This is a genomic window from Sphingobacterium sp. HSC-15S19 (assembly GCF_050433745.1).
GTDB classification, from domain to species: Bacteria; Bacteroidota; Bacteroidia; order Sphingobacteriales; family Sphingobacteriaceae; genus Sphingobacterium; species Sphingobacterium siyangense.
Genome location: NZ_JBNPWQ010000027.1, coordinates 73,499 through 96,418 on the forward strand (window position 1 = coordinate 73,499; position 22,920 = coordinate 96,418).

24 protein-coding genes are annotated in these 22,920 nt (G+C 35.6%); 18 read left to right on the forward strand and 6 right to left on the reverse strand.

The window, feature by feature from the left end; all coding sequences use genetic code 11:
* The first annotated feature begins 117 nt into the window (after nt 1-117).
* Together L1283_RS20190 and L1283_RS20195 are read left to right on the forward strand one after the other, a co-directional pair.
* Entirely contained in the window at nt 118-1,332 is a 1,215-nt protein-coding gene (locus L1283_RS20190) for a SusE domain-containing protein (protein WP_204990806.1), read from the forward strand.
* Nucleotides 1,333-1,376: 44 nt separating this feature from the next.
* The gene (locus L1283_RS20195; protein WP_239468733.1) at nt 1,377-2,942 is read left to right on the forward strand and encodes a DUF4832 domain-containing protein; all 1,566 of its coding nucleotides are present in this window, start codon (nt 1,377-1,379) and stop codon (nt 2,940-2,942) included.
* A 308-nt stretch (nt 2,943-3,250) separates the two neighbouring features.
* On the opposite strand, the gene L1283_RS20200 is transcribed toward L1283_RS20195, so the two are convergent.
* Entirely contained in the window at nt 3,251-4,069 is an 819-nt protein-coding gene (locus tag L1283_RS20200; RefSeq protein WP_112373557.1) for a hypothetical protein, read from the reverse strand.
* 277 nt (nt 4,070-4,346) lie between these two features.
* Entirely contained in the window at nt 4,347-5,342 is a 996-nt protein-coding gene (locus tag L1283_RS20205) for a hypothetical protein (RefSeq protein ID WP_112373556.1), read from the reverse strand.
* 378 nt (nt 5,343-5,720) lie between these two features.
* On the opposite strand from L1283_RS20205, the gene L1283_RS20210 reads away from it, so the two are divergent.
* Complete coding sequence (locus L1283_RS20210; protein WP_145327743.1) at nt 5,721-6,479, forward strand: hypothetical protein; 759 nt, start codon at nt 5,721-5,723, stop codon at nt 6,477-6,479.
* Nucleotides 6,480-6,654: 175 nt separating this feature from the next.
* Here the strand turns inward: L1283_RS20210 and L1283_RS20215 are convergent, their stop codons facing one another.
* Nucleotides 6,655-6,996, reverse strand: a complete 342-nt coding sequence (locus tag L1283_RS20215; protein WP_112373554.1) for a hypothetical protein — start codon at nt 6,994-6,996, stop codon at nt 6,655-6,657.
* Nucleotides 6,997-7,472: 476 nt separating this feature from the next.
* Between L1283_RS20215 and L1283_RS20220 the strand changes: the two genes are divergently transcribed.
* The 7 genes from L1283_RS20220 to L1283_RS20250 all read left to right on the forward strand — a co-directional run bounded on the left by L1283_RS20220 (nt 7,473) and on the right by L1283_RS20250 (nt 11,013).
* Nucleotides 7,473-7,859, forward strand: coding sequence for a nuclear transport factor 2 family protein (locus tag L1283_RS20220; RefSeq protein ID WP_112373553.1), 387 nt, complete (start codon nt 7,473-7,475; stop codon nt 7,857-7,859).
* A gap of 203 nt (nt 7,860-8,062) precedes the next feature.
* Nucleotides 8,063-8,443 (forward strand): hypothetical protein, encoded by a 381-nt coding sequence (locus L1283_RS20225; protein ID WP_112373552.1) that lies wholly within the window; start codon nt 8,063-8,065, stop codon nt 8,441-8,443.
* A gap of 189 nt (nt 8,444-8,632) precedes the next feature.
* Nucleotides 8,633-9,037 carry a hypothetical protein gene (locus tag L1283_RS20230; protein WP_145327746.1) on the forward strand — a complete coding sequence of 135 codons (405 nt, stop codon included), beginning with the start codon at nt 8,633-8,635 and terminating at the stop codon, nt 9,035-9,037.
* Between the two features lie 87 nt (nt 9,038-9,124).
* Entirely contained in the window at nt 9,125-9,541 is a 417-nt protein-coding gene (locus tag L1283_RS20235) for a hypothetical protein (protein WP_204990805.1), read from the forward strand.
* 3 nt (nt 9,542-9,544) lie between these two features.
* Nucleotides 9,545-10,054: a hypothetical protein gene (locus tag L1283_RS20240; protein ID WP_204990804.1), complete on the forward strand. Its 510-nt coding sequence runs from the start codon at nt 9,545-9,547 to the stop codon at nt 10,052-10,054.
* 88 nt (nt 10,055-10,142) lie between these two features.
* The gene (locus L1283_RS20245; protein WP_146752983.1) at nt 10,143-10,697 is read left to right on the forward strand and encodes a hypothetical protein; all 555 of its coding nucleotides are present in this window, start codon (nt 10,143-10,145) and stop codon (nt 10,695-10,697) included.
* A gap of 61 nt (nt 10,698-10,758) precedes the next feature.
* Nucleotides 10,759-11,013, forward strand: coding sequence for a hypothetical protein (locus L1283_RS20250; RefSeq protein ID WP_112373547.1), 255 nt, complete (start codon nt 10,759-10,761; stop codon nt 11,011-11,013).
* Between the two features lie 178 nt (nt 11,014-11,191).
* On the opposite strand, the gene L1283_RS20255 is transcribed toward L1283_RS20250, so the two are convergent.
* Nucleotides 11,192-11,734, reverse strand: a complete 543-nt coding sequence (locus L1283_RS20255) for a hypothetical protein (protein WP_112373546.1) — start codon at nt 11,732-11,734, stop codon at nt 11,192-11,194.
* Between the two features lie 63 nt (nt 11,735-11,797).
* Nucleotides 11,798-12,319, reverse strand: a complete 522-nt coding sequence (locus L1283_RS20260; RefSeq protein WP_112373545.1) for a hypothetical protein — start codon at nt 12,317-12,319, stop codon at nt 11,798-11,800.
* A gap of 536 nt (nt 12,320-12,855) precedes the next feature.
* On the opposite strand from L1283_RS20260, the gene L1283_RS20265 reads away from it, so the two are divergent.
* The 4 genes from L1283_RS20265 to L1283_RS20280 all read left to right on the forward strand — a co-directional run bounded on the left by L1283_RS20265 (nt 12,856) and on the right by L1283_RS20280 (nt 19,457).
* On the forward strand, nt 12,856-13,647 hold the full coding sequence (locus L1283_RS20265) for a hypothetical protein (RefSeq protein ID WP_429626388.1): 792 nt from the start codon (nt 12,856-12,858) through the stop codon (nt 13,645-13,647).
* 1,091 nt (nt 13,648-14,738) lie between these two features.
* The gene (locus L1283_RS20270) at nt 14,739-15,554 is read left to right on the forward strand and encodes a GLPGLI family protein (RefSeq protein ID WP_112373541.1); all 816 of its coding nucleotides are present in this window, start codon (nt 14,739-14,741) and stop codon (nt 15,552-15,554) included.
* 21 nt (nt 15,555-15,575) lie between these two features.
* Complete coding sequence (locus L1283_RS20275) at nt 15,576-18,224, forward strand: hypothetical protein (protein ID WP_429626389.1); 2,649 nt, start codon at nt 15,576-15,578, stop codon at nt 18,222-18,224.
* Between the two features lie 615 nt (nt 18,225-18,839).
* Nucleotides 18,840-19,457 carry a hypothetical protein gene (locus tag L1283_RS20280; RefSeq protein ID WP_075991448.1) on the forward strand — a complete coding sequence of 206 codons (618 nt, stop codon included), beginning with the start codon at nt 18,840-18,842 and terminating at the stop codon, nt 19,455-19,457.
* 73 nt (nt 19,458-19,530) lie between these two features.
* On the opposite strand, the gene L1283_RS20285 is transcribed toward L1283_RS20280, so the two are convergent.
* Nucleotides 19,531-20,334 (reverse strand): type 1 glutamine amidotransferase domain-containing protein, encoded by an 804-nt coding sequence (locus L1283_RS20285; protein ID WP_286849052.1) that lies wholly within the window; start codon nt 20,332-20,334, stop codon nt 19,531-19,533.
* 377 nt (nt 20,335-20,711) lie between these two features.
* Between L1283_RS20285 and L1283_RS20290 the strand changes: the two genes are divergently transcribed.
* From L1283_RS20290 to L1283_RS20305, 4 genes are all read left to right on the forward strand, one after another.
* On the forward strand, nt 20,712-21,098 hold the full coding sequence (locus L1283_RS20290) for a nuclear transport factor 2 family protein (protein WP_333889264.1): 387 nt from the start codon (nt 20,712-20,714) through the stop codon (nt 21,096-21,098).
* Nucleotides 21,099-21,474: 376 nt separating this feature from the next.
* On the forward strand, nt 21,475-21,699 hold the full coding sequence (locus tag L1283_RS20295; protein WP_112373537.1) for a hypothetical protein: 225 nt from the start codon (nt 21,475-21,477) through the stop codon (nt 21,697-21,699).
* A 170-nt stretch (nt 21,700-21,869) separates the two neighbouring features.
* Nucleotides 21,870-22,205, forward strand: coding sequence for a hypothetical protein (locus L1283_RS20300; RefSeq protein WP_204990801.1), 336 nt, complete (start codon nt 21,870-21,872; stop codon nt 22,203-22,205).
* A gap of 246 nt (nt 22,206-22,451) precedes the next feature.
* Entirely contained in the window at nt 22,452-22,838 is a 387-nt protein-coding gene (locus L1283_RS20305; RefSeq protein ID WP_429626390.1) for an NADAR family protein, read from the forward strand.
* The last annotated feature ends 82 nt before the right edge of the window (nt 22,839-22,920 follow it).

Consider the following 22,920-nt stretch of genomic DNA (forward strand, 5'->3'; position numbering starts at 1 on the left):
TGGGAGGCTGTCCGAATCCTAATCGTATTTTCGGCAGCTTTCCCATCTGATGACAAAAAAGCAGTTGCGCTAGTCAAGCGCATGATTCTATCCAAACGTTAGCAAAAATATAAATCAATGAAAATCATCAATTATTTATACAAAACCTTATTTTTCTTAAGCATGGTACTTTGCCAGTTATCCTGCAAACAGGAAATTCAGGATATACCTAAAGTCAATGAAACGATGGACCTTCAGCCTTCGTCGGAAAACATTACGCTGGACGAGGTCAATCTGACCAAAGATATCGTCACATTTAACTGGAAGCCCGCTAGGGTACAATCAGATGATCATTTGGTCAGCTACAGTACGATGTTAGATGTGGTGGGGAACAATTTTGGTACCGGTACAGCCATATTTAACTATGAAGACGATAACGTATTGAGCAGAAGCTTTACTTCCGAACAATTACAAAATTGGGCAAATGAAAAGTGGGGCATACCAGCAAATAAGAGCTTTACGCTGGAGTTTAGAGTCGTTGCACAATGGGAGGGCGGTGCTACTTTTGAGGCACCCGAAGTACGTACCGTAAGAATTACAGTAAATCCGATCAAGACGGTTGTTTTTGATGCCGATAAAGTGTTCTTGAGCGGAAGTGCCGTTGGCGGGAGCAAAGTGGAGATGCCAAAAACATTGGAAAATCTGGATCAGTATGCTTATGTATTGAATTTGCAGCCTGGCGAACTGGAAATTCCGGTCGAATTTAACGGTGAAACCAATTATGTTGTTACCTCCGATGGAAGCGCTGAACTAAACGATGGAAATGCCGTTGGCATCAAAATGAGAGAAAACGTATTCTCCTGGAAAATAGCAACTGCGGGCGAGTATCGCGTTGTGGTCAATATGCAAAAAGCGACAGCAACCATTTATTCTCCAGCGAAAGCACTTGCTCCTAAAATAGTGACATGGACAGGGGACCAGCCTTATACGACCACGGTGACGGATTTGTGGATGCACGGAAGTATCAATGGCTGGGGAACTCCGGTAAAAATGGATTGTCAGGTAAGTTTGGCGGATCCGCAGGTTTTGGTCTATACCGGGGGTAAAGTCGGGACCACCAAGTTTATCGTGACCGGAGACAACAGTAATAACAAAAACCTGGCTTATGCTTTTAGTGCTCCGCCTACGAGTGAAGGTGTGGCTCAGACCCTGACGCTTACTTTAGGAAAAGTAGCAGAATTGGGCGGAGGTACCGTTGGCGCCAACCGCAATTCTTATTTTACCATTCCTGCCACGACCAATGTGCTGATTTTTGATCTAAGGAACATGACAATTCTGGGGCTAAAACGGTAAGCAATTGTATCAAAGCATTTAAATTAACTTTAACATTTCTGGAAGTGAAAAACAATATAAACTATAAAAAAGCCTGCCTCAGCGCATTTGCTATCATGCTTTGCTTTCTAGCGGTTTCATGCAAGAAAGATAGTGCTGATAACGAAAAAGATATAGCAGGGACCTTGGTGAAACCCAGCTACAACCGCAGTTCCATGTTTCGTAACCCTTTAAACGGCTGGGTCATGTATGCTTCAGCTTCGGGGACTCCTTCCTATTGGGACACCCAATTCTATGTACCTGACTTAGGTAAAACGGTCAAAGCAATTGACTATGCATCTGCCTGTTATATCCGTACCAGCTGGCGAACTTTTAATCCTGTAGATGGCGTATATGCCTGGAGGGATCCCAGCACGGCAATCTATAAAATGATCAAAGGGGCACAAGATAAAGGATTGCCAATCGCCTTTCGTATCGTCGTCGACGGTCGCGATCAAGGAGCAAATACGCCGCAGTTTGTTTTCGATGCAGGCGCCAAGTATTATGTTGCCAATGCTTCTTTTCCGGATAGAAAAACACCCGTGCTGCAAGATCCTGTTTTTCGGAAATATTATAGCAAGCTGATCGAAGAGTTGGCGAAGGATTTTAATGATTTAAATAAAACCTCCTTTGTCGATGCCTATGGACTCGGTTTGTGGGGGGAGGGACATAGCGTCATTTACGAAGATCCTAATAATCCTTCCGGCCAAAATATTGAGGTAATCAAAGAAGAAGTTGTTGATTGGATTTCAGATGTGTATTCCAAGAACTTTACAAAAGTGCCCTTGCTGATCAATTATCACCGCTTAGTTGGCGACCCTGCGGGCAATGGAGCTCCCAATCCTAATTCGGAGAAGCTATTGAATAAGATGATCAATAAAGGGTACAGCCTGCGTCAGGATGCCTTTGGAATGACCGATTATTATCAAAGCTGGGAGAAGAATTTTGCCAAGGTCTGGAATTTTAAACGCCCGATTATTATGGAAGGTGGTTGGATTACGACTGGTACACACCGTTACTGGACTGATCCAAGCGGTAAATACAGGCAAGACCATCCCGAAGATGTTCGGCAGGGCGAATTTGACAGCTCCTTGGAAGCTGCTGTAAACATGATGGATTTCCGTATCGGTGAAATTGAAAGCTGGTTCACCAAATCTTTTACCTTATGCCAGCGTTTTATTTCTGAAGGTGGCTATCGTTTATATCCCGATCGTATTTATTTACCGGAGAAAGTCAATTCGGGTACTGAAACGACAATTAACCACCGCTGGCGGAATATGGGCTGGGGGTATTTCCCGAATAATATTCCTCAATGGAATTATAAATATAAAGTAGCTTTTGCACTCCTGGACGAAGAAAACAGGGTGAAAAAAGTTTTTGTTGATGATAAAGGAGAACCTTCCGCCTGGCTTAAGAATAATCCAGTCGCATACGAGTTGAAAGCTAATGTCGATGTAGCTGCTGGAAACTATACCTGGGCCGTCGCTATTGTAGATACAACAAATGAAAATCAGCCGGGAATAAGGCTTGCCGTAAATGGCGATATAACTGATTCCGGATGGTTAAAACTATTGGAGGTGCAGGTACAGTGAGATCATTCGCATAAGTTTTAAAAGCCAAAATTAGCGAAAGTTTTTTAGTCAAAAGGGCCTGATATTGATCAGGCCTTTTATTTTAGCGTGTACTTGTACAGTAATTTTTATGATCCTTTTGCGCCCTTTTTTAGTTTTATTATCCAATTTTTATATGCTAAGTCGCGAGTTATGGGCCTATATGTAACTGAATTTTGAGGCAACAAGTTATGGTTTCCGTAATGTATTCTTTTTATACCTTCAATAGATTTGATAAAAAAACAATAGCGATTAAACTTTGATCTAGTTTGCAATATGATTTAGACCGCCTATCGTATCAGTGAAGAGGCGGTTGTGATATCAGAGTTATTTGACGAAATTATACAGGACATGACATATCCATCCTGTTTGACTTTGAGGTACAGATTAGCGCTTGTTACTTTTTTGCTTACGTAAGTGTGTTTGATATTAAATTCGACTTTTCCTGAACCATTGCTGTTGGGTAGGACTTCGATCTGCTCATTTGGACTTTTTAATTGAAATGTTTGCGTAGCATCTAAATAGCCAGTCCCATTTTCAATTTTTTGTAGGGTGTATTTGGTTTTTACCAAAAATTCCTGTTGATCTGCTCCTAAGACTGGAAATGCCACTGTTTCTGTTTTTTCAACTGAATCACCAACTTTCATTGGTTTATTTGGCGTTTTATCTTCAAACTGATTCTGTTCCATTTCGGTTTTTAAATGTTGTTTTTCCAGGGAATCTAGCGTGTTGTTTACTATTGAATCAATCTTTGTTTTGCCATTTTCATCGTAATAGCCATATATCGTAGAGCCACTTAGCGGAGCCTTTAATGGAGTTATTTGCTCGTTAAATTTCATGCTAGTCTCTACAAAAAGTATTTCTGTCTTATAGGGAATTATCTGCTTGACTTCTGCGCCTGTAGAGGTGGTCGATTGGACCTTATTATTTCCTTCCAGATTCATTGTAAAGGGGAATAGTCCCTCCAATTTGCCTGCTGCTTTGGTTTGATATATACCCGTTGTCTCGTACTTTAATTGTGGTTGAGGAAGGTATTTAAAGACAAAGGATTCCTGTGCGTTAACGTACTGCAAAGCAACTAAAAATAATAATGTAAAATAGTAATTCATTTTTGAATTTGTTAATATTCACTAAAGTTAATCAATGGCAATAGTATTTTTATTGCTTAGTACTGTGTTTTTTTTAACGCTCGTTTTCGCTATTTTTCGAGTTTTCCCTATCATGGCTTAAGCGCTGGTTGCTTTTTTAGAGACTATTGAATTTTCACCGTACGATTCCAATTTTTATGTTGATTCTTTCTTTTTGAAATGTAGCTAGTAGCCGTTTTGAACTATTAATGCCACGTCGAGCGATGTGACTTTTTCGGGTTTATGTTCTTTTGTTTCGTTATTTAAAATTTCGATAAGGTAATCCAATGTTTAATCGGGTTAAAAAGTATGCACTCACTGGATTTTTATCTTTGTTCAGAGCTGGAATAAAAAATGAATAATTGTTGACAAGATCAATCTTTAAAGTTTCTACAAAGGATTTTAATGCCGAATCTTCTACTCGAACAGATTGTTTTTCCGGAATTGAATATTCCATATAAGCCTCTAGATGATTAACTTTTCCATTCTTATCGATTACCATTGAAATGGATAAATCAATATCTTCGGGATTAATATCCTTTTTTTGAGCAGCAGCTTTAAGTGAATTTTTTAAGCGCACTACCTTTTCATAAAATTCATTTTTTGGATTGGGTTCTTTTAAAAGGTTCCAGTCGTTGTTAAAATAAACTCTACTGGAACCGTATTTTAATTCCAAGCTATCAACAGCAACTTCATCTAATAATTGGTAGTTATTGACTTGTCTGTCATCGATTTTTTCAACGAGACTATGACTATGGCCGTTAAATTTGATGGGAAACAAGCTGGGGTTTTCAAAAGCAGTATTTGCATTTACGCCTACATAAATTTGATGGTTTTGCATAAAACCAACCATTGGATGCTGATAGAACTGATGATAGTTTTTCGTCAAATCAAGGTTAGCGTTATAATTGTATTTTTCGAATAAAATTGCTGGATAATCTGTGTTGACCTTTAAAATGGTATAGTTTTTAGGGTCGAAAAAATATCTTACCCCTGAAAATGAGTTGTTTTCATATTCTTCCTTCGTATTTACTTTCTTATTCTCAAGAATTACTTTTTTTAATAATCCTATTTCCTTGGAAACAGGACTTCCAAGCGTTATTCTTTTAGGGAATACCTGAAATTTATCAGAATTCTTGTCTGTATTTCTAATTGAATCAATAGCAGTCTCTTTTTGATTCGGCTGACCCGAACAACTGACATGGATTGTCAACAGTATCTTGGCAAAAAATAGTAAGGAAAGGCTCCTTCCCATATGGCTTAAATTTTAGTGTATATCCAATAATACCATTTTATATTCGGATTTATAGTCTAAAAATAATTACGACATCAATCTTTCAATAGAAGGTGTTTTTTGATTTTGATATTGTCTGATGGAGTCTGGGGACAAGCTTTGAGGACAGAAATAAGAAAGGTAATCTAAGTCAGTATGATACTTACTTTATAATACCAGTTTTTAGGTGACTTAAAGTAGTTTAATAGATTGTTTTTTGATAAATTCATCATAAAAATAGGCCTGATCTTAATGTCTAGAATATTTTGAGGGTAGTCTTGTTGGGTTGACTGCTGCTGGAATTGATGAGTAGGAATAATTATTTTACAAAAAATTGAAAATACGCAGGGGATAGAAAAAATGAAATTAATAAAGGGGTTAGGTAAAAAGATTGTAAATCTGTACAACGATTTAAGCGATGCTGATTCGAGCTGGACAAATAGACGCTATGACTTTTATCTTATTTTTGGATCTACAGACGAGCTTAAAGCACCTTGGATACAGACCAATTGGAAACGGGACTTTCAGCCCTACTTTGACTTGCTATTGAAGCAGGTGAATAATTCAAATGAAACGGGGATAAGAGTAGACAAATTCAATTTGGAAAGAAGGATATCTAAAAATAATAATGAGACGTTTATATATCATGCCCCCATTAAAGTTGGACGACTAAAATGGGATGAAAAATCACATGAAAAATGGACTATTTCCGATAACTCAGAAAATTACTTTCAACGGTTTGAACTTTGGTCGCCAATTTGGACAATATGTGAAAGAAGAGATGTGCCTCCAGAAATTTATATAACAATAACTAATCAACGTAGTTTTCAAAATGGATATAAAATTGAGTTTGGCTATTTTATGGTGATTGCAGTTGCGAAAAACTTAAATATTGATTCAAAATCAATACTTAAAGAACTTTCTGAAAAAATAGACTCAAAAGCTACCATTTTCAAGACTCGAAGATGGGGAAAGCCCGAAAAGTTTGGCGACTGGAAATTCCTAAACTGGATTCAGGATACCTATATGGTTTTATACAAGGAAGAAAGTTTGCATACTTTCGACTTCAATAGTTTGGAGTTTCAGCCTCATTGGGAAGTGTTATATAAACATACCTAAATGCCCGATTGCCAGGCTTACGAAGTTTTTTTCAATACGTTTAAAAGTATTCTTTTTTCAGACAAAAGTTAAATATGTTTTATTTCTGACCTAGCCTTTTAAATCAATGCAAAGCGGGGCCTTGGCCCCGCTTATTTTTCAGTACTTATAATTCGAATGAAATATAAGTTGCAGACTATATTCCTAATTCACCATGGGCAAGCATATGTCTGTAAATCGTTCTGCAGTTGTCGAAGAATCCTGAACAGGAATTTTCAACATAGGTTTGCGAAGTAAAGGTGTCAATCACTTGGCCACTAGTATTGTAGACCGTTAGCGTGTAAACACACTTTTTTAGAAATTTTGCATTGCTTTCTTTTGTTGACTCGGTAACTTCAACTTTGTTTGTGGTTTCGGATGCTGTCGAAGTACTTGTTTTTACTTCTGCATTTTCTTTGGGTGCTTTTGTGTCCGTGCCTGCAAAAGCCGCTGTCGATAGCGCAGCTAGGGCTACCAAACTCATCAATAACTTTTTCATTGTTTTTAAGTTTTATTTGTTAAATAATGTATGCCTTTTGGGCATGTTTTAATTATCTGAGAATAAAAGTAATCACAAGAAATTGGACTAGGCTGAGCGATTCGTATTCGTGAGAGTTGATCTCATATTCGCTCTTACTTAGTTGATATTTAGTTTGCCCAGTAAACTGAAAGCCGCTCAAAAATTAGACTGAATATCCGTACAAATTTTCACCTCCCCATTCCTGCCATTCACCGAGTTTTCCCGAACGTTGATCTAAAGACCGTAGTCCAGGGGCGTATTGTGTCGTAGTTTTGAGTCAACAAATAAGAACAACAGAACTAACACAATAAAAAAAGACATTATGAACCATCATGAGTGTATTGAAAGGACACTCATGATAGCTTTATCATCAAATAAAAAACAAATAATTTCGATAAAAAACTTTAGTAAAAACATTCGCAGCAGCAGCCCTAATCGCATTATCAACATGTGCTATGGCAGCTGATGGACCTAGAACAACAGCAACAAAAACAAACGTTAACCTTTCCACAGCAGATTTCGCTTTAGAGCACTATGTTGCGGTAACTACGGAAGGAGAATCAGCAGGAGTAGAGCAGTTATTCGCAGAAGATTTCAACCAAAAGATCCAAGCTACCAGTGCGCAGTCTAACAGCCGTAGCGAAGTGGTTAAATCCTTGAAAAAACAAAAAGGCGAAAAGCTAAACTGTACAGTAAGCACAGCTATCATCGAGGAATCTGCAGACTATATGGTGGCTAAAGTGACTTTGAAATTTGAGAATTTTACCAAGACTGATCTGGTTACTTTGGAGCGCGAGGGTAACAGCTGGAAAGTTTCGAAATCAATCAATTCGTATAAATAAAATCTAATAGCTAGTAATCTGCCAGATCGAGTGGAGGACAGGCCACTACTGAAATCATCTATTTAAGTTTAGTTTAAAAGCCGCGTCGAGAGATGTGGCTTTTTTGATATATCAATTATGGAACTTTTAAATTAACTTTAGGTATTCACCATTCATGCTGAGATTTCGTGCAAATAGCGTGTGGTTGCTAGATTATAGTAATTATGACAGAAAAGTATACGCGATGGGATCCGATAATGGATCTACCAAATAATCCGTTTTTTTATGAAATGTATTTTAAAAAAGGGAAACAGGTTGTCTTATTAAAACAATCTGATCTCGTTGATAGGTGTTTAAAAATAGAATTTAACAATCCATTAGCCTATAGAATAGTGATTGAATCAGGACGAATGAAAACTTTGGATAATCCCTCAATATATACATTTTGTAAAACAGATGCTTCAAAATTTCTTGAATGGTTTGATGAGGAGAGTTATGGAATCTTTGATGACTTACTGAAGTATCATTATATGGTATGTACTAGTGATAATATAATTGATGTAATTACTCTTCAAGATCCTGAAGTTTCCTGGATTAACCTTTAATCGGACTGGGCTTATGATAAGAACTGATAATGGTACTGGTATTGTCCTCTAAATCTTCAGTGACAAGCCTTCTATGAACAGGAAATAAAATAGGATTAGAACCTCAAGATTCGTAACTATGGCTGATCATATTGTGAAAAAATAGAGCGATCAGTTACCTAGATTATTGGGGGTAAAAAAGAATAAGTAATGGATATTAAAAAGCACCTACTGGCGTTAAAAAGTTTTGAAGATTCTTTAGCCCAAGCATTAAATCAACTTCAGCGTGAAGTTGGTAATGACCTGTCGTTTTTGGAAAATTTTGATCAATTGAATAATTGCTATAAAATGGATTCAAGGTCAAGTCAGCTATTATTGAGAGCTATGCAATTATCCAAATCTGAGGATATATATTCAAGTTTCGAATTATCAGATATCGAAAAGGCCTATGATTTCATGCTCGAAACGAATATTAATAATTTAAATATTTGGGTTGATGCGATCTATTTTAATGAAATTGTTATAGATAATAAAAGAAAAAGTGAGCTATTGAAAACTCGATTTTATTCTCTATTAGCTAATTTCAAAAATGAAATTGAAAATTTGGATAGGTAGTCAGGTTGGCCCTGTAGGACTAACATCAGCGGCCCCATATTGAATTTGGACGAAAAAGTAATAGAAACAAAATTTAGATACTACACGATGAAAGATAAATATGAAAAATGGGCTATTGATTTATCCCTTCCTCAAGATTTATTTTTTTATAAAATGTATGTGGAATACAGTGAAATAGTTATTCTTTTAAAAAACTTAGTTGATCACACTCAAATTCTCGAAATAAAATTTGAGTATTTTGTTTCGTATAAAGTTACGATCGACTTGGCGCTAATGAAGATGGTTAACGAGAACGACGATTTTCGGGGATTTGCAAGATCTACATGCTCGGCTTATTTGGATTCAGTTATTGAGGGCAGCTATGATATTTTAGAAAGAAAAAATATTGAACATTTCGTTATTTATAATTTAGAAAATGCAATTGAGGTGCTTTCGGATGAACCTGCTACATTTCGCTGGTTAAGTAAGGAAGAGGTAACCGTCTGTGATGTCTCAAAAACCTAAAATATGAAACGACTTATATATGTATTGTTTCCCGTATTGTTGGGCTGCGGAAACAGTAGTAAAGAAAATAGCCAATATGACAAGGTGATGATTTTCTCTTCGGATACGTCCTATGTAAACGATATTTCATGGCAGATGGATGATTTGTTAAGCGGTTTCTACCAGGATAGTTCGAATTTTTCAATTGGTCGTGCAAAAACAATGAAAGCGAGCCGGGTAGCGGATATTCTTCACGATCTAGACCATCTAAAAATAACGTATTATGCAAGAAAAAATCCTTATATAAAAGAATTCAATTTCTGTAAAAAATGGCAAATTATTTTTTTTAAACAGGAGATACAGCAATGTGCTATCTGTATTGACACTACTTCCATGTTAATGTCTGTAAAAGATTCTATTTTTAAAATTGAGAGCAATAGGTTTTATAACAATGTATCATTAAAAGATTTTTATCCTCTTCAAGCTTTAGGTCAAAAGCATTATAGTAGTCGGATGATCACTATTCAAGAGTAGGGATTGAGATATCTTCTTCTATGGTAAAGGATCTTCTTATTAGGCGCTGAATTGCATATAACATAAAATTTAGCTTATGATACATTATTTGAAAATTGGTTTAATTTGTTTTTTATTTACAGCCTGCTCAGGAAATATGGTTATAACGAAAAAGGCTATCGGGGTGCTGGAAAAAGTTCATATGGATCAATTAATCTATTTCAATAATATGGATAAAAAGGACGATTATGCAAGTATTATCTATTTTGGAAAGCAAGGTCGAAATATATTGGCAAAAGAGGCTTTCGATGTGATTTCATCAGATCGTTTTACGATTTTAGAGGGATTTAATCTTGCTTGGGGAGATTATGTTGGGTTAATCTGGAATGATCGAGCAGCCTATAGTTATCATCGGCAGGCTGGTAGTAAAAAACTTCACATTGTTAAATTGTTGCTTAGTAACACTGATCTGGAAAAGGCTAATGTGGAGATATCCTCTCATATTGTTGAAAAGGTAAAGAACTGGAACACTCAATATATTCGTAATCTTAAAAATCAAGTTGGTATGGGAATATCGGACGGATTTTGTTTTATGGCTACAAGGGTTGATATGAATCGTGCGGATAAGAATCAAATAGAAACGATTTCTTTTGAGGAATTTTAACCTTTTTAATGCAGGTTTCGCTTTAGCGTGCTATGTTTGAATGGAATAGGATCAATTGATTATGGCAGAAAAGTATTATTACCAACTTTATTTAGAAATTGTTTTAAGAGGAGCGGATTACGTTTTTGGCTTCATGAATGTTTCTCATATTCCTTATGAAAAATTTTATGAGCTTTTTCAGGATCAGGTGACAACTGAAACCTTCTTATTTGAAGATGTCAGTTATTTTATAGATGAGGAACTGTATCAGAAGAATAAGGGTTTTCTGAATAAGGAAAACCAAATTAGATATTCAAGAAAAGTCTTTTTAGTTTGATCATATTATTAAAAATAAAGAGATTAAAATATGAAATATTTATTGGTTATTCTTACAAGTGTTCGAAGTGATTTTTATTAAGAAGTGTAGTGAATTTTTGCAAAGCTTATTATTCTCATTTTTCAAAGACTGTACACCGATTTTTTTACGATCAAAAGGGAAGAATGATTTGCTAAATTCAGTCAGGTTTACGCCCCCATAAAAATGGTTGTTTTTTCAATTGCTGTTCATATTGTTCTTTGCTGATGAAGGGCCATAGATCGTGATCTCCTGTATTCTTAAATTTTTCAAACTGTACTTTCCATTCATTTAATTTCACGTTATAATGTTGCCCCAAGCTTAGGATAGTAAATAACAAGTCTTTAAATGAAAACCGTATTAGTGGATTTATACGATCAAAGTAAGGCCATTCGTACTCTAAATTTGAATTTAAGAATAAAATAATCCGAGCAATGTTTTTTAGTTCTTCATCAGCGAGTTGGTGTTTATCTGTAAGTTTATGATTTCCTAAGTCGCTATATAAGCACCAGCTTAATTCGAGCATTGGCCTTATAATAGGGTCATCAAGTTTCGCTTGTTTTGAGGAATAATATTGTTCAGGAAGATAACCAAAAGATACATTGTCTTGCATTTCCTCTTCAAACTCATCATTGCTAATACGCCCGATGACTAAATGTCTTAGGTGATATGCAAGCATCTTTCTGCGTTCTAGGTCGACCATATCATCATGTTTTTATAAAGATAACAGAAATTGATAATATAGTTATAACTATTATTTAAGTAACTATCTTTCAATTTTAGTCAACTTTATACTGTCGCTATCATCTCTAAATTTATACAGATATCCTTTTTTGATGATGAACTCAGTTGTGTCTGTTGACAGATAGTATTTATCTCCTTTTTTAATGAATTTCCCCGATAAAAATTCACTTGATGAACCAGGTCTGCTACTTTCACTGATACTAAAAGTGTTTTCGAGCTTCCAATGTGTAATCGTGTAGGTCTCATTTTTCAATTTAAAGGTCCAGCTTTCAAGCCTATTATTTTGGTATCTATCAATTCCTTTCCCAAATAAGTATGACATTAATATTCCAGAAATAATTGAATTAACTATGAAAAGGGCAACAAATTCCTTTTTCGTGAAGTATAAAATCAACGCTATAATCAAATTCAAGATGACTACAAGCGGAATAAGTATTAAAATTCCAATAGAAATGCTTGGATCAGGGTTCACCTGTCTAACCCATATCCAAATAATTACAAAATCAATTATCGTCAATAAAATTACTCTAATCAAAAATTTCATTTTTTTAACTAATTTGGTTTCCTTTGGTTCTTACAAACTTCTAATTAAGGTTTTGAGATTCTGCGTACATCCAGGATTTCAAAGCCGGAACACGCTATTATTACTAAAGATCAAGTGATAACTACTGTTTTAAACAGCTGGCCACGAAATGAATATTCCAGTAGTTTAATGTTTAAATTCTCTTCATGAAAATACTAATTATGTTTAGATTTACGATGATAGCTTTTGTCTTGTTAAGCGTATGTTCGAAAAATCAAAAAATAGCGTTTATTAGTAAGTTATACTGTTCTGTTATTAAAACGGCTTCCACTTCTAGCGACATAAAGATTGCTGCAAGAACATTTAGAATTGTTTAGTGATGAAATTTATCTACAAAAATTCATTAATCCTAGCGAGTTTTCAGCAGAAAACGGGTAAAAGGATCTTCATTATATAAATTCGTAAATAGCTAGTTCGAGCATATATTTTAAAATATTTTTAATCAACAAATGATATAAAGGTAGCGAGATTGTTATCTTTCAATTAAATTCGTAATTATGAGTCATCGTAAGAAAGATCGTATGGTCCAAGATCTTATTAGTCGGGGGCAAAATATTATCAGTAATAACTTTAGACAAATGAATCACAGATATCTTTTAGTACTACTTTTTCTCACAGTATGCCAATTGGCCTCGGCCCAATTTGCAAAAATCATTGACAAAGACGGCTATGTAAATGTGAGGCAACAAGCTACAGTGAATAGCGTGGTTGTTTCAAAAATTGCTGCTGATGAAATTGTTTATGCATTTCCTGATGAAAAGTTTGGCGATTGGGTAATTGTTGATTATACAGACAAAAGAAATAAGAGCATTACTGGGTATGTACACCATTCAAGAATTAAATATATCGAATCTTATAAGCAGATCCCTACTGTATTTTTTGATGAAGGCATCGCAAAATTTATGGCAAAAGATATAACCGTGCAAATAAATTCAGATCGTTTCGATTATGAAAAAAATAAAGGTGATTTTTCATCGACTCAATATGATGGCTATACCGTTGTAGACAAATTTAGAGGGCAGCAGATCTGGGGAACAGATGGCGAAATCCCTACAAGCCATTACACCTCTATTCAAGCTACTATAAAGGGAAGATTTATTCAGATCCCGGCAAAGGAAATTGAGAACCTATTTAATGTAAACAACGAGTTTGCAACATGCTACTATGATGACTCAAATGATATTTTATACATCAATACTGTTAACGGCGATGGGGCTGGTGGGTATGCAGTTTTATTTGAGATTAAAAAAGGTCAATATAATGCACGAGTGGTAACAATGCCATTTTAGCAATAGCAATAATCGTAAAATTACTCTTGTTTGGCTTTTACCTCCCAAAATCGTATTTCATAGAGCAACCGTTATATGAAGATTTTAAAGTTTTTTTTGAAGAATCTATTCCTTTTCGTTTTGATTTCACATTATTTGAATATAGCGTGGGTTTCGCATCAGTGAATGTAGATCGTTATAAAAAAGATTATTACTATACAATGCCACCGATGCTAAAGTAAGCGATCCATCAAGTAGTTCTTCACAGAAGAACTCGTTTTATGGCAATTGGACATATGGGAAATTAGAGGGAACTAAAAAACTTCTACAACCTAATGTTCTATTAGGTTGTAGAAGTTATAACGATTAGATATATTTCTTTTTCTTAGTCTTAGATACTTCTTCGACACGAGACAGTTGTTGTGCAAAAAACACCCATAAAAAAGGAAATAAAAACATTAGTATAATACTCAAAAAAGGTATTCTCCCTTTTGATTTAGCTATTTGAACGACCACTACTATATAACTAATAAGCCAAAATAAAGCTATTAATATCAAAGAAAATTTCATTTTTAAAAGTTTTATAATTAAAAATAATCAAAAATTTAATTATAAGCAAGTGTATGCAGCCGCTGCTAACATACTCGTGTGCCACTTTGGGAAATGTGGCTTTTTTTCTTTTGCCATATCGAAACGATGCATCGTACAAGATATGGAGACTATTGCAACATCGAAAAGAAAGAAGATCACTAAAATAGCTCGCTAGGAATGTGGGGTTTTCGTAAATTATTTTCCGTTTAAAATAACGCAATCGATTGATTTGATTTAATATTTTAATATTCGGTAATGTATATATAACTTGAAGTGTAAATGTGCATTCTGGTGACGCTAGTTAGTATGATTTGTAATTTTTTAACCAAACGAAACGCTTAATTTATGGGTAAATCTGCTCTTTTTAAAGGTAAAAATAGTGATCTAAATTATACTTGTGCATTTTTGCTAGATCCTATTACGGTGACGTATACTAAAATAGATGTTAATCCTACATCGGACCAAATAAAAACAGCCTATCAAAACTGCTATAATCCTCTTCAAGTGAATCCGTTTTAATTATGAAAATACTATTTTACCCACTGTTTTTTTTATTATTTCAATTTACCGTTCATGCTCAGGTCAAACCGGTGGCATTCGATATGAAGATCATGTATAAGTTTACTTATCAGAACGATAGTACATCCAGTGTTTCGCGGAAAAGTATTTTTACACAATTGACGATCGGTGAGCAAGAAAGTCATTTTCAGACCCTGTCAAAATTTAGAGCTGATTCAGCATTGGCACTCAAACATGGCAGTAATATGCTTTTCTACAGTTATGGTCGTATAGCACCCAATAATTTTTTAATTGTAAAACGGGGAGATGTCATTTCCACTTACGATCCTATAAACGGGGTGGGGTTTAGTGGAAATAATGAGTTGTCCTACTACGAGGAAAATAAGACGGATATGCAATGGGAAATACACCCGGACACTGCTCATATTCACCATTTTGTTTGTCAAAAAGCGACGACGGACTGGGGCGGGCGAAAATGGATCGCGTGGTTCACCGTGGATATACCGATTTCAGATGGTCCGTATAAGTTTTGTGGACTACCCGGTTTAGTGTTATCCATATCAGATCAGGATAAATATTTCACATTCGATATGGTCTCCATAAGCAAAGTAAACAGTGTATCGGCCACTTTCGATCAATTACGCCCAGACCTTATTATCCAAAAGACAACAAAAGCTAATTTTTATAAGGAAAGGCAAAAATTAAGGGATAATATGATTGAATATGCGCTGTTGACCGGAGCTATATTATCTGACGAAAGTAAAATAAATATCCGTGCAGAAATGAAAACAGATAATAACCCTATCGAGCGGCAATAATGAGATGTGCAAACAGACGCTATGCTAGCTAAACTTTTTTTCACCATCATATTTATCTGGATAGGTGGCCATTCCTTTGCGCAAACCATTATTACAGGCAAATTACTCGACGAAAATCAAAAACCGATCGCCAATGTCACTGTGTCTTATAAAAAAATCGGTTCTGCAGCCTTGTTGAACTTTTCAAAAAGTGACGCTAGTGGAGCCTTCAAACTTACTGTTAAAGTTAGCGATGTAGATTCACTACAGTTGGATTTTAATCATCTCAGTTATGCCAAACGTAGCGTACATGTTGCCAATGCGACTGCAAACTATGCTTATATTTTAAAAAGTGAGGTGCGGAAAATACAAGAGGTAAAGGTGTCGGATGTGCCAGTGTACAAAAAAAAAGATACGATCAATTATAATGTAGCTTCTTTTACAGGAACGCAAGATCGTGTAATAGGTGATATCATCAAAAAGCTTCCGGGCGTAGAGATGCGTAACGGTCAGATCTTTTACCAAGGCGAACCTATTCAACAGTATCGGGTCAATGGATTGGACATGATGGGCGGACGTTACGGGCTTATCAATCAAAATCTTCCAGCAGATGCGGTTATGAAAGTCCAGATCCTTGAAAATCATCAACCCATCAAAATGTTGGATAAGTTGGTCTTTTCCAACCGCGCCACCCTTAATTTACAGCTTAAGAAATTTACCACAACAGGTACCGGTAAACTAGGTCTTGGAGCAGCTCCTGCGCTTTGGGATGCTAATATTACGCCAATGACATTTGCCAAGACCTTTCAAATGCTCAATTCATTTCAGACGAACAATGTTGGTGATGATGTGTCACAGCAGTTAAAACCATTCTATTCAGGTACTGGTTATTTTACAGCGCGATCTCGCTTTTCAGATGGATCGTCCTATCTCTCCATTCGGGAGGTAGCCACTCCGGGTTTCGATCAGAAAAAATGGTTGAACAACCAGATCTTTTTAATGAGTAGCAATATGATTCAAAAGTTAAAGAACGGTTTGGAAGTCAAAGGTAATTTTTCTTATTTCCACGATAATCGAAAATTGCAAGGAACAACGTCGACACAATATTTTACAAACAACGAAGTGATCCACAACCAGGAGGTGGTGGACAATCGCTATGGTATCGATGAGTTGAATATTGGGATGCTGGTCGAAAAGAACGAGTCAAACGTTTTTTTTAGTAACAGTACCAATTATCGTAAACATTGGAACAACAGTGCCGGTAATATTCTTTTTAATGAAGACATCCCTATACAGCAGGACAAAAAGTTCTCAGACGAAGCCTTTCTCAATTCCTTTTCACTCGGCCGTTTTATAGGCAAGCAGTTGGTCAATATCACGTCTACTTTAGAGTGGCACAGTACACCTCAACGTCTTACGGTCAATCCCGGTCAGTTTGAATCGTTGCTCAACGGCGGGATGCCCTATGATCAGATGGGACAGATCGTTCGTTTTAAGAGCTTTAATTTTGAAAATGGCCTGAGTTTATCGCGCAAGATCAAAACATGGACTTTTTCACCTAGCATCAATCTGAATTACAACAACAGTACGTTAAACAGCTATATCGAGCTGCATGATCAGCATGATATTCGCGTCCTGGATACTGGTTATTTCAATGCTATGAATAGCGCGCAGATGCAGCTGCGGATGGCGCTCCAAATTGGGAAAGAAGTGCGCAAGTTTAAATACAGTTTCAATCTACCGTTCAGTCAATATTACTATAATGTCAAACAGCAAGGCATACAGCGTCTGAAAAATGAATTGCGGAGCAGTTGGAATCCCTCTGCTTCGATGAGCTATCTGTTTAACGGGAAAAATACGATCAGTACAAATCTGAGTGTAGGTCGAAATTTTGGTGGACTCGACAATTTCTACAATGGTTACATCATTAGTCAGTATCGCAGTATCCAAAAGTATGATGCACGCTTACTCAAGAATGAAGAGCTGCGTACAGGAATACATTATGCGTATAAAAACACCTTGAAGGCAAGCTTTGCCAATCTGAGTTATAATTTTAGAAAAAGTTGGCGTGACTATATGTTCAGTACAGTATTGGACAGTATGGGACGTAGCTCGACCAGTATTATTAATCAAAATGCACAGAGTTTATCGCATGGGATCAGTGGTGGACTTTCCAAACTATTTGTCCGTATCAAAACTGTAGCAAAGTTAAACGATAATTTCAGTTGGAGTAATTCAGATTATTTGCTGAATGAGCAGTTGGTGAAGCAACATGTAAACAGTCAGTCGTTCACACTTGAGCTGATCAATTCGTCTTCAGCGTTAATTTCTGGAGATTACCGGGTTGCCATGGGGCGGACCCACAATAGATTGGCTGCTGGGCAGCGCAATGAGCTGTTATATAACAATCATTTTTTTAATCTGGTAATTTCGCCCCATGATCGACATTTGATCACCTTGTCCAATTCATTATATGCAAATAATGTCAAGGCACAAAAAAGTCAGTATTTTATGGACGCAACTTATCGGTTCAGGCTAAGCCATTGGCGTACCGATTTAGAGCTGACAGCAACCAATATCTTGGATAATAAAAACTATCTGCAGCAATTTTCCTCAGATTATGAGCTTATACAGAGTTATTTCGAACTCAGGCCAAGACAGTTTCTGATTGCAATGCGATTTAAAATCTAGTGTTTAACTCCCAAAGAATTTGTTAACTTAAGGCTCTCAAATGACCTTTGATAATTTAGCTAATTTCTATCTTCCAGTGAGGTGGTCGATGGACCTGTTTTCAAGTTATACAACGTACAAATCAATAAATGTTTAAGAAGTGAAAATTAATAAAAAAGTTGTTCCAACTATTTATATTCTGACCTATGTTTGTTTGATCGTGATGAATTTTATTGCGATAGAGCACCAGGCAATTAAAGGATGTTTTAGTCAGTTATTGGCTGATTTTTTTCATTTAGGGCAAAAATTTGATGGCTTTCAAATTTTTAGAATATATCTTTTTGGGAATCCATGGATATTGGGATTATTCTATTATGGCTTTAAAATTAAGTGGATAGTATATTGTTTTATTGCCAGTAATATCTTAATTTTTGTATCGCTATTGCAATGTTATATGAAATTAACTTAATACACCTGTCAGTTATTTTACTTCTTTGATGAAATTACTGCTACAATGGAATATTAGATCTAAACTGCGAGATGATTAAGAAACATTTGTTTTCAGATAATAATATTTTAGTACCCTTATTTTAAAAGTGTGATAATTGTAATTGGTAGTTTGGTTATATTAGGTTTATGGTAAAAAGATCAGTCTTAGAAAAACTATCCAATAAGGACCTGTTGCGGTATACTTCAGAAGATACCCGATCAGTCCCTGAAGCTATAGAAATGGCTTTCGACATTCTCAAAAAAAGGGGCTATTTTTTTTCCGAAACAGAAATTGTTAAGATAAATCAACTTATAGCATCAAGGAAAAAAGAGGAACCTGATTACAAATCCCTTAACACATGGGATATTGATGAAGATGCTGAAAAAGCTTCCGTCAGTTTCTATTCTCAAAAAGCAATATGGTATTTTAGTATACTATTCGGATTATTTACAGGCGCTATATTGTTAGCGATTAACTTATTCACATTATCCAAGAAAAAAGAAGCATGGGCAACACTCCTATTTGGATTTGGTTATACCCTAGCGTTAATTTTAGTATACAATGAATTTAAAGATTATTTTGATCAGAGTAGATTCACTGGTATTTTGTTGTATGGAATAGGTGCCGCCATATTGCAGTTTGGGTTTTGGGATCAATATTTGAAAGGAATAAAATATAAGAAGAGAAGCATCATTGCTCCACTTATGATCTGTTTAGTTGTTGTTGGTTTAATTATATTACGTATCATAATATTCTTGAGTTGATTCTCCGCAATAATATTGAAAGACCCTATGGTTTTTCAAAGGCCAATGTTGTTATCTTGAGAAGTATACCTTACTACTTACTTAATGCCTTGACGATGGCCATGCCTATGGCCTTGGCTGATTGAGGATTTTGGCCAGTGATCAATCTGCCGTCAATGGTGACATGCGACTGCCAAGGCTCTGATTTTTCATAAATCCCACCTATAGCTTTTAGTTTATCTTCTAGTAGAAAGGGAACAACATTGCTGAGCTTTACAAGCTCTTCTTCTTCATTGCTAAAGCCATTGACTTTTTTCCCTTTTATCAAATATTCACCGGATTTCAGTTTGATATTGATCAAGCCAGCAGGACCATGACACACAGCTGCGACAACGCCGTTTGCTTCGTATATCTTGCTTGCAATCTTTGCGATTGTCGAATCGAAAGGCAGATCCCACATCGCACCATGTCCTCCGGCATAGAAAATGGCTTTATAATCTTCCGGTTTTACCTGAGAAGGTTTAAGGGAATGGGTGATTTTATTGTGGTAGTATTTATCCTCCCAGAATTTTTTGTTAACAGGATCAGTCAGGTCAAATCCATCCACAGGTGGATTCCCTCCCTGTGGACTAAGGAAATCAATCTCATATCCAGCCGCTGTTAAAACCTCCCAGGGATGTGAGACTTCCCCGAGATAATAACCTGTTTTCTCGCCTGTATTACCTTTTGTATCGTGACTAGTTACTACAAATAGAATTTTCGGTTTTCGATTTGTTGCATAGCAATGGGGTACTATTAGGGTGAATAAAGCCAAAAATAGTCCTATTTGTATAAAGAGTTGTTTTGCTTTCATATCGTTGAGATTTTCTTTTTGTTGGAACAAATCTCTCGATTTCATATCGTAATTTAACGTGACCTACATCACATAATTAAAATTCGCCTTCCCATTTCCGCTATTCACCGAGTTTTCCTAATCGTTAGTCTAAAGCCGATAGGCTAGGGGCCTATTGTGTCGTAGTTTTGAGTCAACAAATAAGAACAAAAACCATCATGAGCATCGATGGAAATGCTCATAATAGCTTCATCACAATTGAAGAACAAATTATTTAGATGAAAAACTAACACTATAAAATAAAGACATTATGAACCATCATGAGTGTATTCAAAGGACACTCATGATAGCTTTATCATCAAATAAAAAACAAATAATTTCGATAAAAAACGCTAGTAAAAACATTCGCAGCAGCAGCTTTAATCGCAGTATCTACTTTCGCTATGGCAGCTGAAGGACCTGGAGCAAAAGTAACAAAAGCAAACGTTAACCTTTCCACCGCTGATTTCGCTTTAGAGCACTATGTTGCAGTAACGACTGCGGGCGAATCAGCAGGAGTAGAGCAGTTATTTGCAGCTGATTTTAATCAAAAGATCCAAACTACCAATGCGTTGTCTAACAGCCGTAGCGAAGTGGTTAAATCCTTCAAAAAACAAAAAGGCGAAAAGCTGAACTGTACCGTAAGCACAGATATTTTAGAAGAATCCGCAGATTATATGATTGCTAAAGTGACTTTGAAATTTGAGGATTTCACCAAGACTGATCTTGTCACTTTGGAGCGTGTGGGTAATGACTGGAAAGTATCCAAATCAATCAATTCGTATAAATAAGAGCCAATAACTAGTGGTTTACAAATAATAAAAGACATACCACTAGTGAATCATCTATTTAAGTTTAGTTTAGAAGCCAGGTCGTGAAATCTGGCTTTTTTACGTCAAAAGGGCCTGATTCTCATCAGACCCTTTCTCTTAGCGTTTATTTGTACAGTAATTTTTATGTTTCCTATCGTTTCCTCTTTTTTGTTTCGTCATCCAATGTTTTTAAAGACTATTGGATTTTCACTGTACGACGCCAATTTTTATATTTAAACTTTCCTTCGAAAGGAATTTTGTAGCCCTTTTGTATTGTAAGAACAATAGTCGTTTACAAATAGTTTTAATAGCGTATTTTTTTAATACTTTTAGCTGAGTTCAATGAGAGAATAAAATGAAACGTATCAATCTAAAAGCGAGAATAAAACGGAATATGTTGGATACGTTATCGGCAGAAAACTATAGAGATGAGCATAGTGAAATAATTCAGTACTTAAATAATCTAGGAGCAGATATTTTGGTTGGGATCGAACGGAAGGACGGCATTTATACGCTAATTGGCACAGAAAACGATTTACTACATGCCCCCTTCAATGGTACAAGAAAAACTCCCCATTAAAGACTTCTTATGTATTTTACAGGCAACTGCAATGACAAATGGCAACATAGGAGTTTATCAAAATTAACAAAAATGCGAGCGTTTGGGTAATGAATACCCAAGTTATGAATGCTTTATGGAACACTATGCTATTACTTGAATTGTAGATACTATTATTAGAGAAAATAAAAATGAGTTTAAATGAATTAACATTTTATCTAGCTGTAGCAACATTGGGCATTAGTTTACTTTTGTTACATCGTTATATTGCTGTTAAAAGAGCTCTTAGAACAGATATCGAAATTTATCTTTGGGATAATGATTATACCTTACTAAGATATGATTATAAATTTAAAGGAAGAAAAGACAGTTTTCAATATAAGCCATATCTCGAACACGGATATAAAAGTGGCTGTATTTTTCTAGATTTATATGTAGAGGATTCAAAAGGTCATAAAAAGCTAATAGAAACTAAAATTTCTATTGATTTCATTAATATTCAATCTGTAGAATTTCGTGAAGTATAAGGCTTTAGATGGCAAATAAATATGTAGCATAATTGTTAACTTAGATTGTAGCTATTTTGGTGCTAATAAATACACAGTTCATTCCAAAGTATGCTATAAAATCTTCCAAATCAATCGATTCGTATAAATAAGAGCCAGCCCTAACAAATAGATAAGTTGTGAAGCAACTTCGAGAGATGTGGCTTCAATTTTTTGCGTATCATTGTATGTCGATGGATAATAGGCGATCAATTTTGAATTGAGCATATGGTAAAATATACTATCAAGTGGCTAACCGATAGATTTGAAAATGGAGATAGCTTCAAATTTCTTTTCTTTTGGGGACATACAGCTAAGCATAATCAGGAAGTTGGAAAATTTGTTTTCAGTCAATGGTATGAGAGTCCGTTTACAGTAGATAATATTACCTATAGGACTGCGGAACATTGGATGATGGCCCAAAAAGCATTGCTTTTTGATGATAAGAAGAATTTTGAGAAAATCATCAACTGTATTAAACCGGGTGAGGTCAAAGAGTTGGGAAGGCAAGTTGTAGGCTATGATGATCAGATTTGGAATGAACGCAAATTTGAGATTGTTAGGAACGGAAATATTCATAAGTTTAATCAATATTGGGCGTTTGTCTTGTCCTGATATAGCTTTACACTAAATTGTAAAGTATATGACAAAAAAGACTAAAGTGGATAATTCCAAGCCGTTCCAAAGAGTTGGAAGG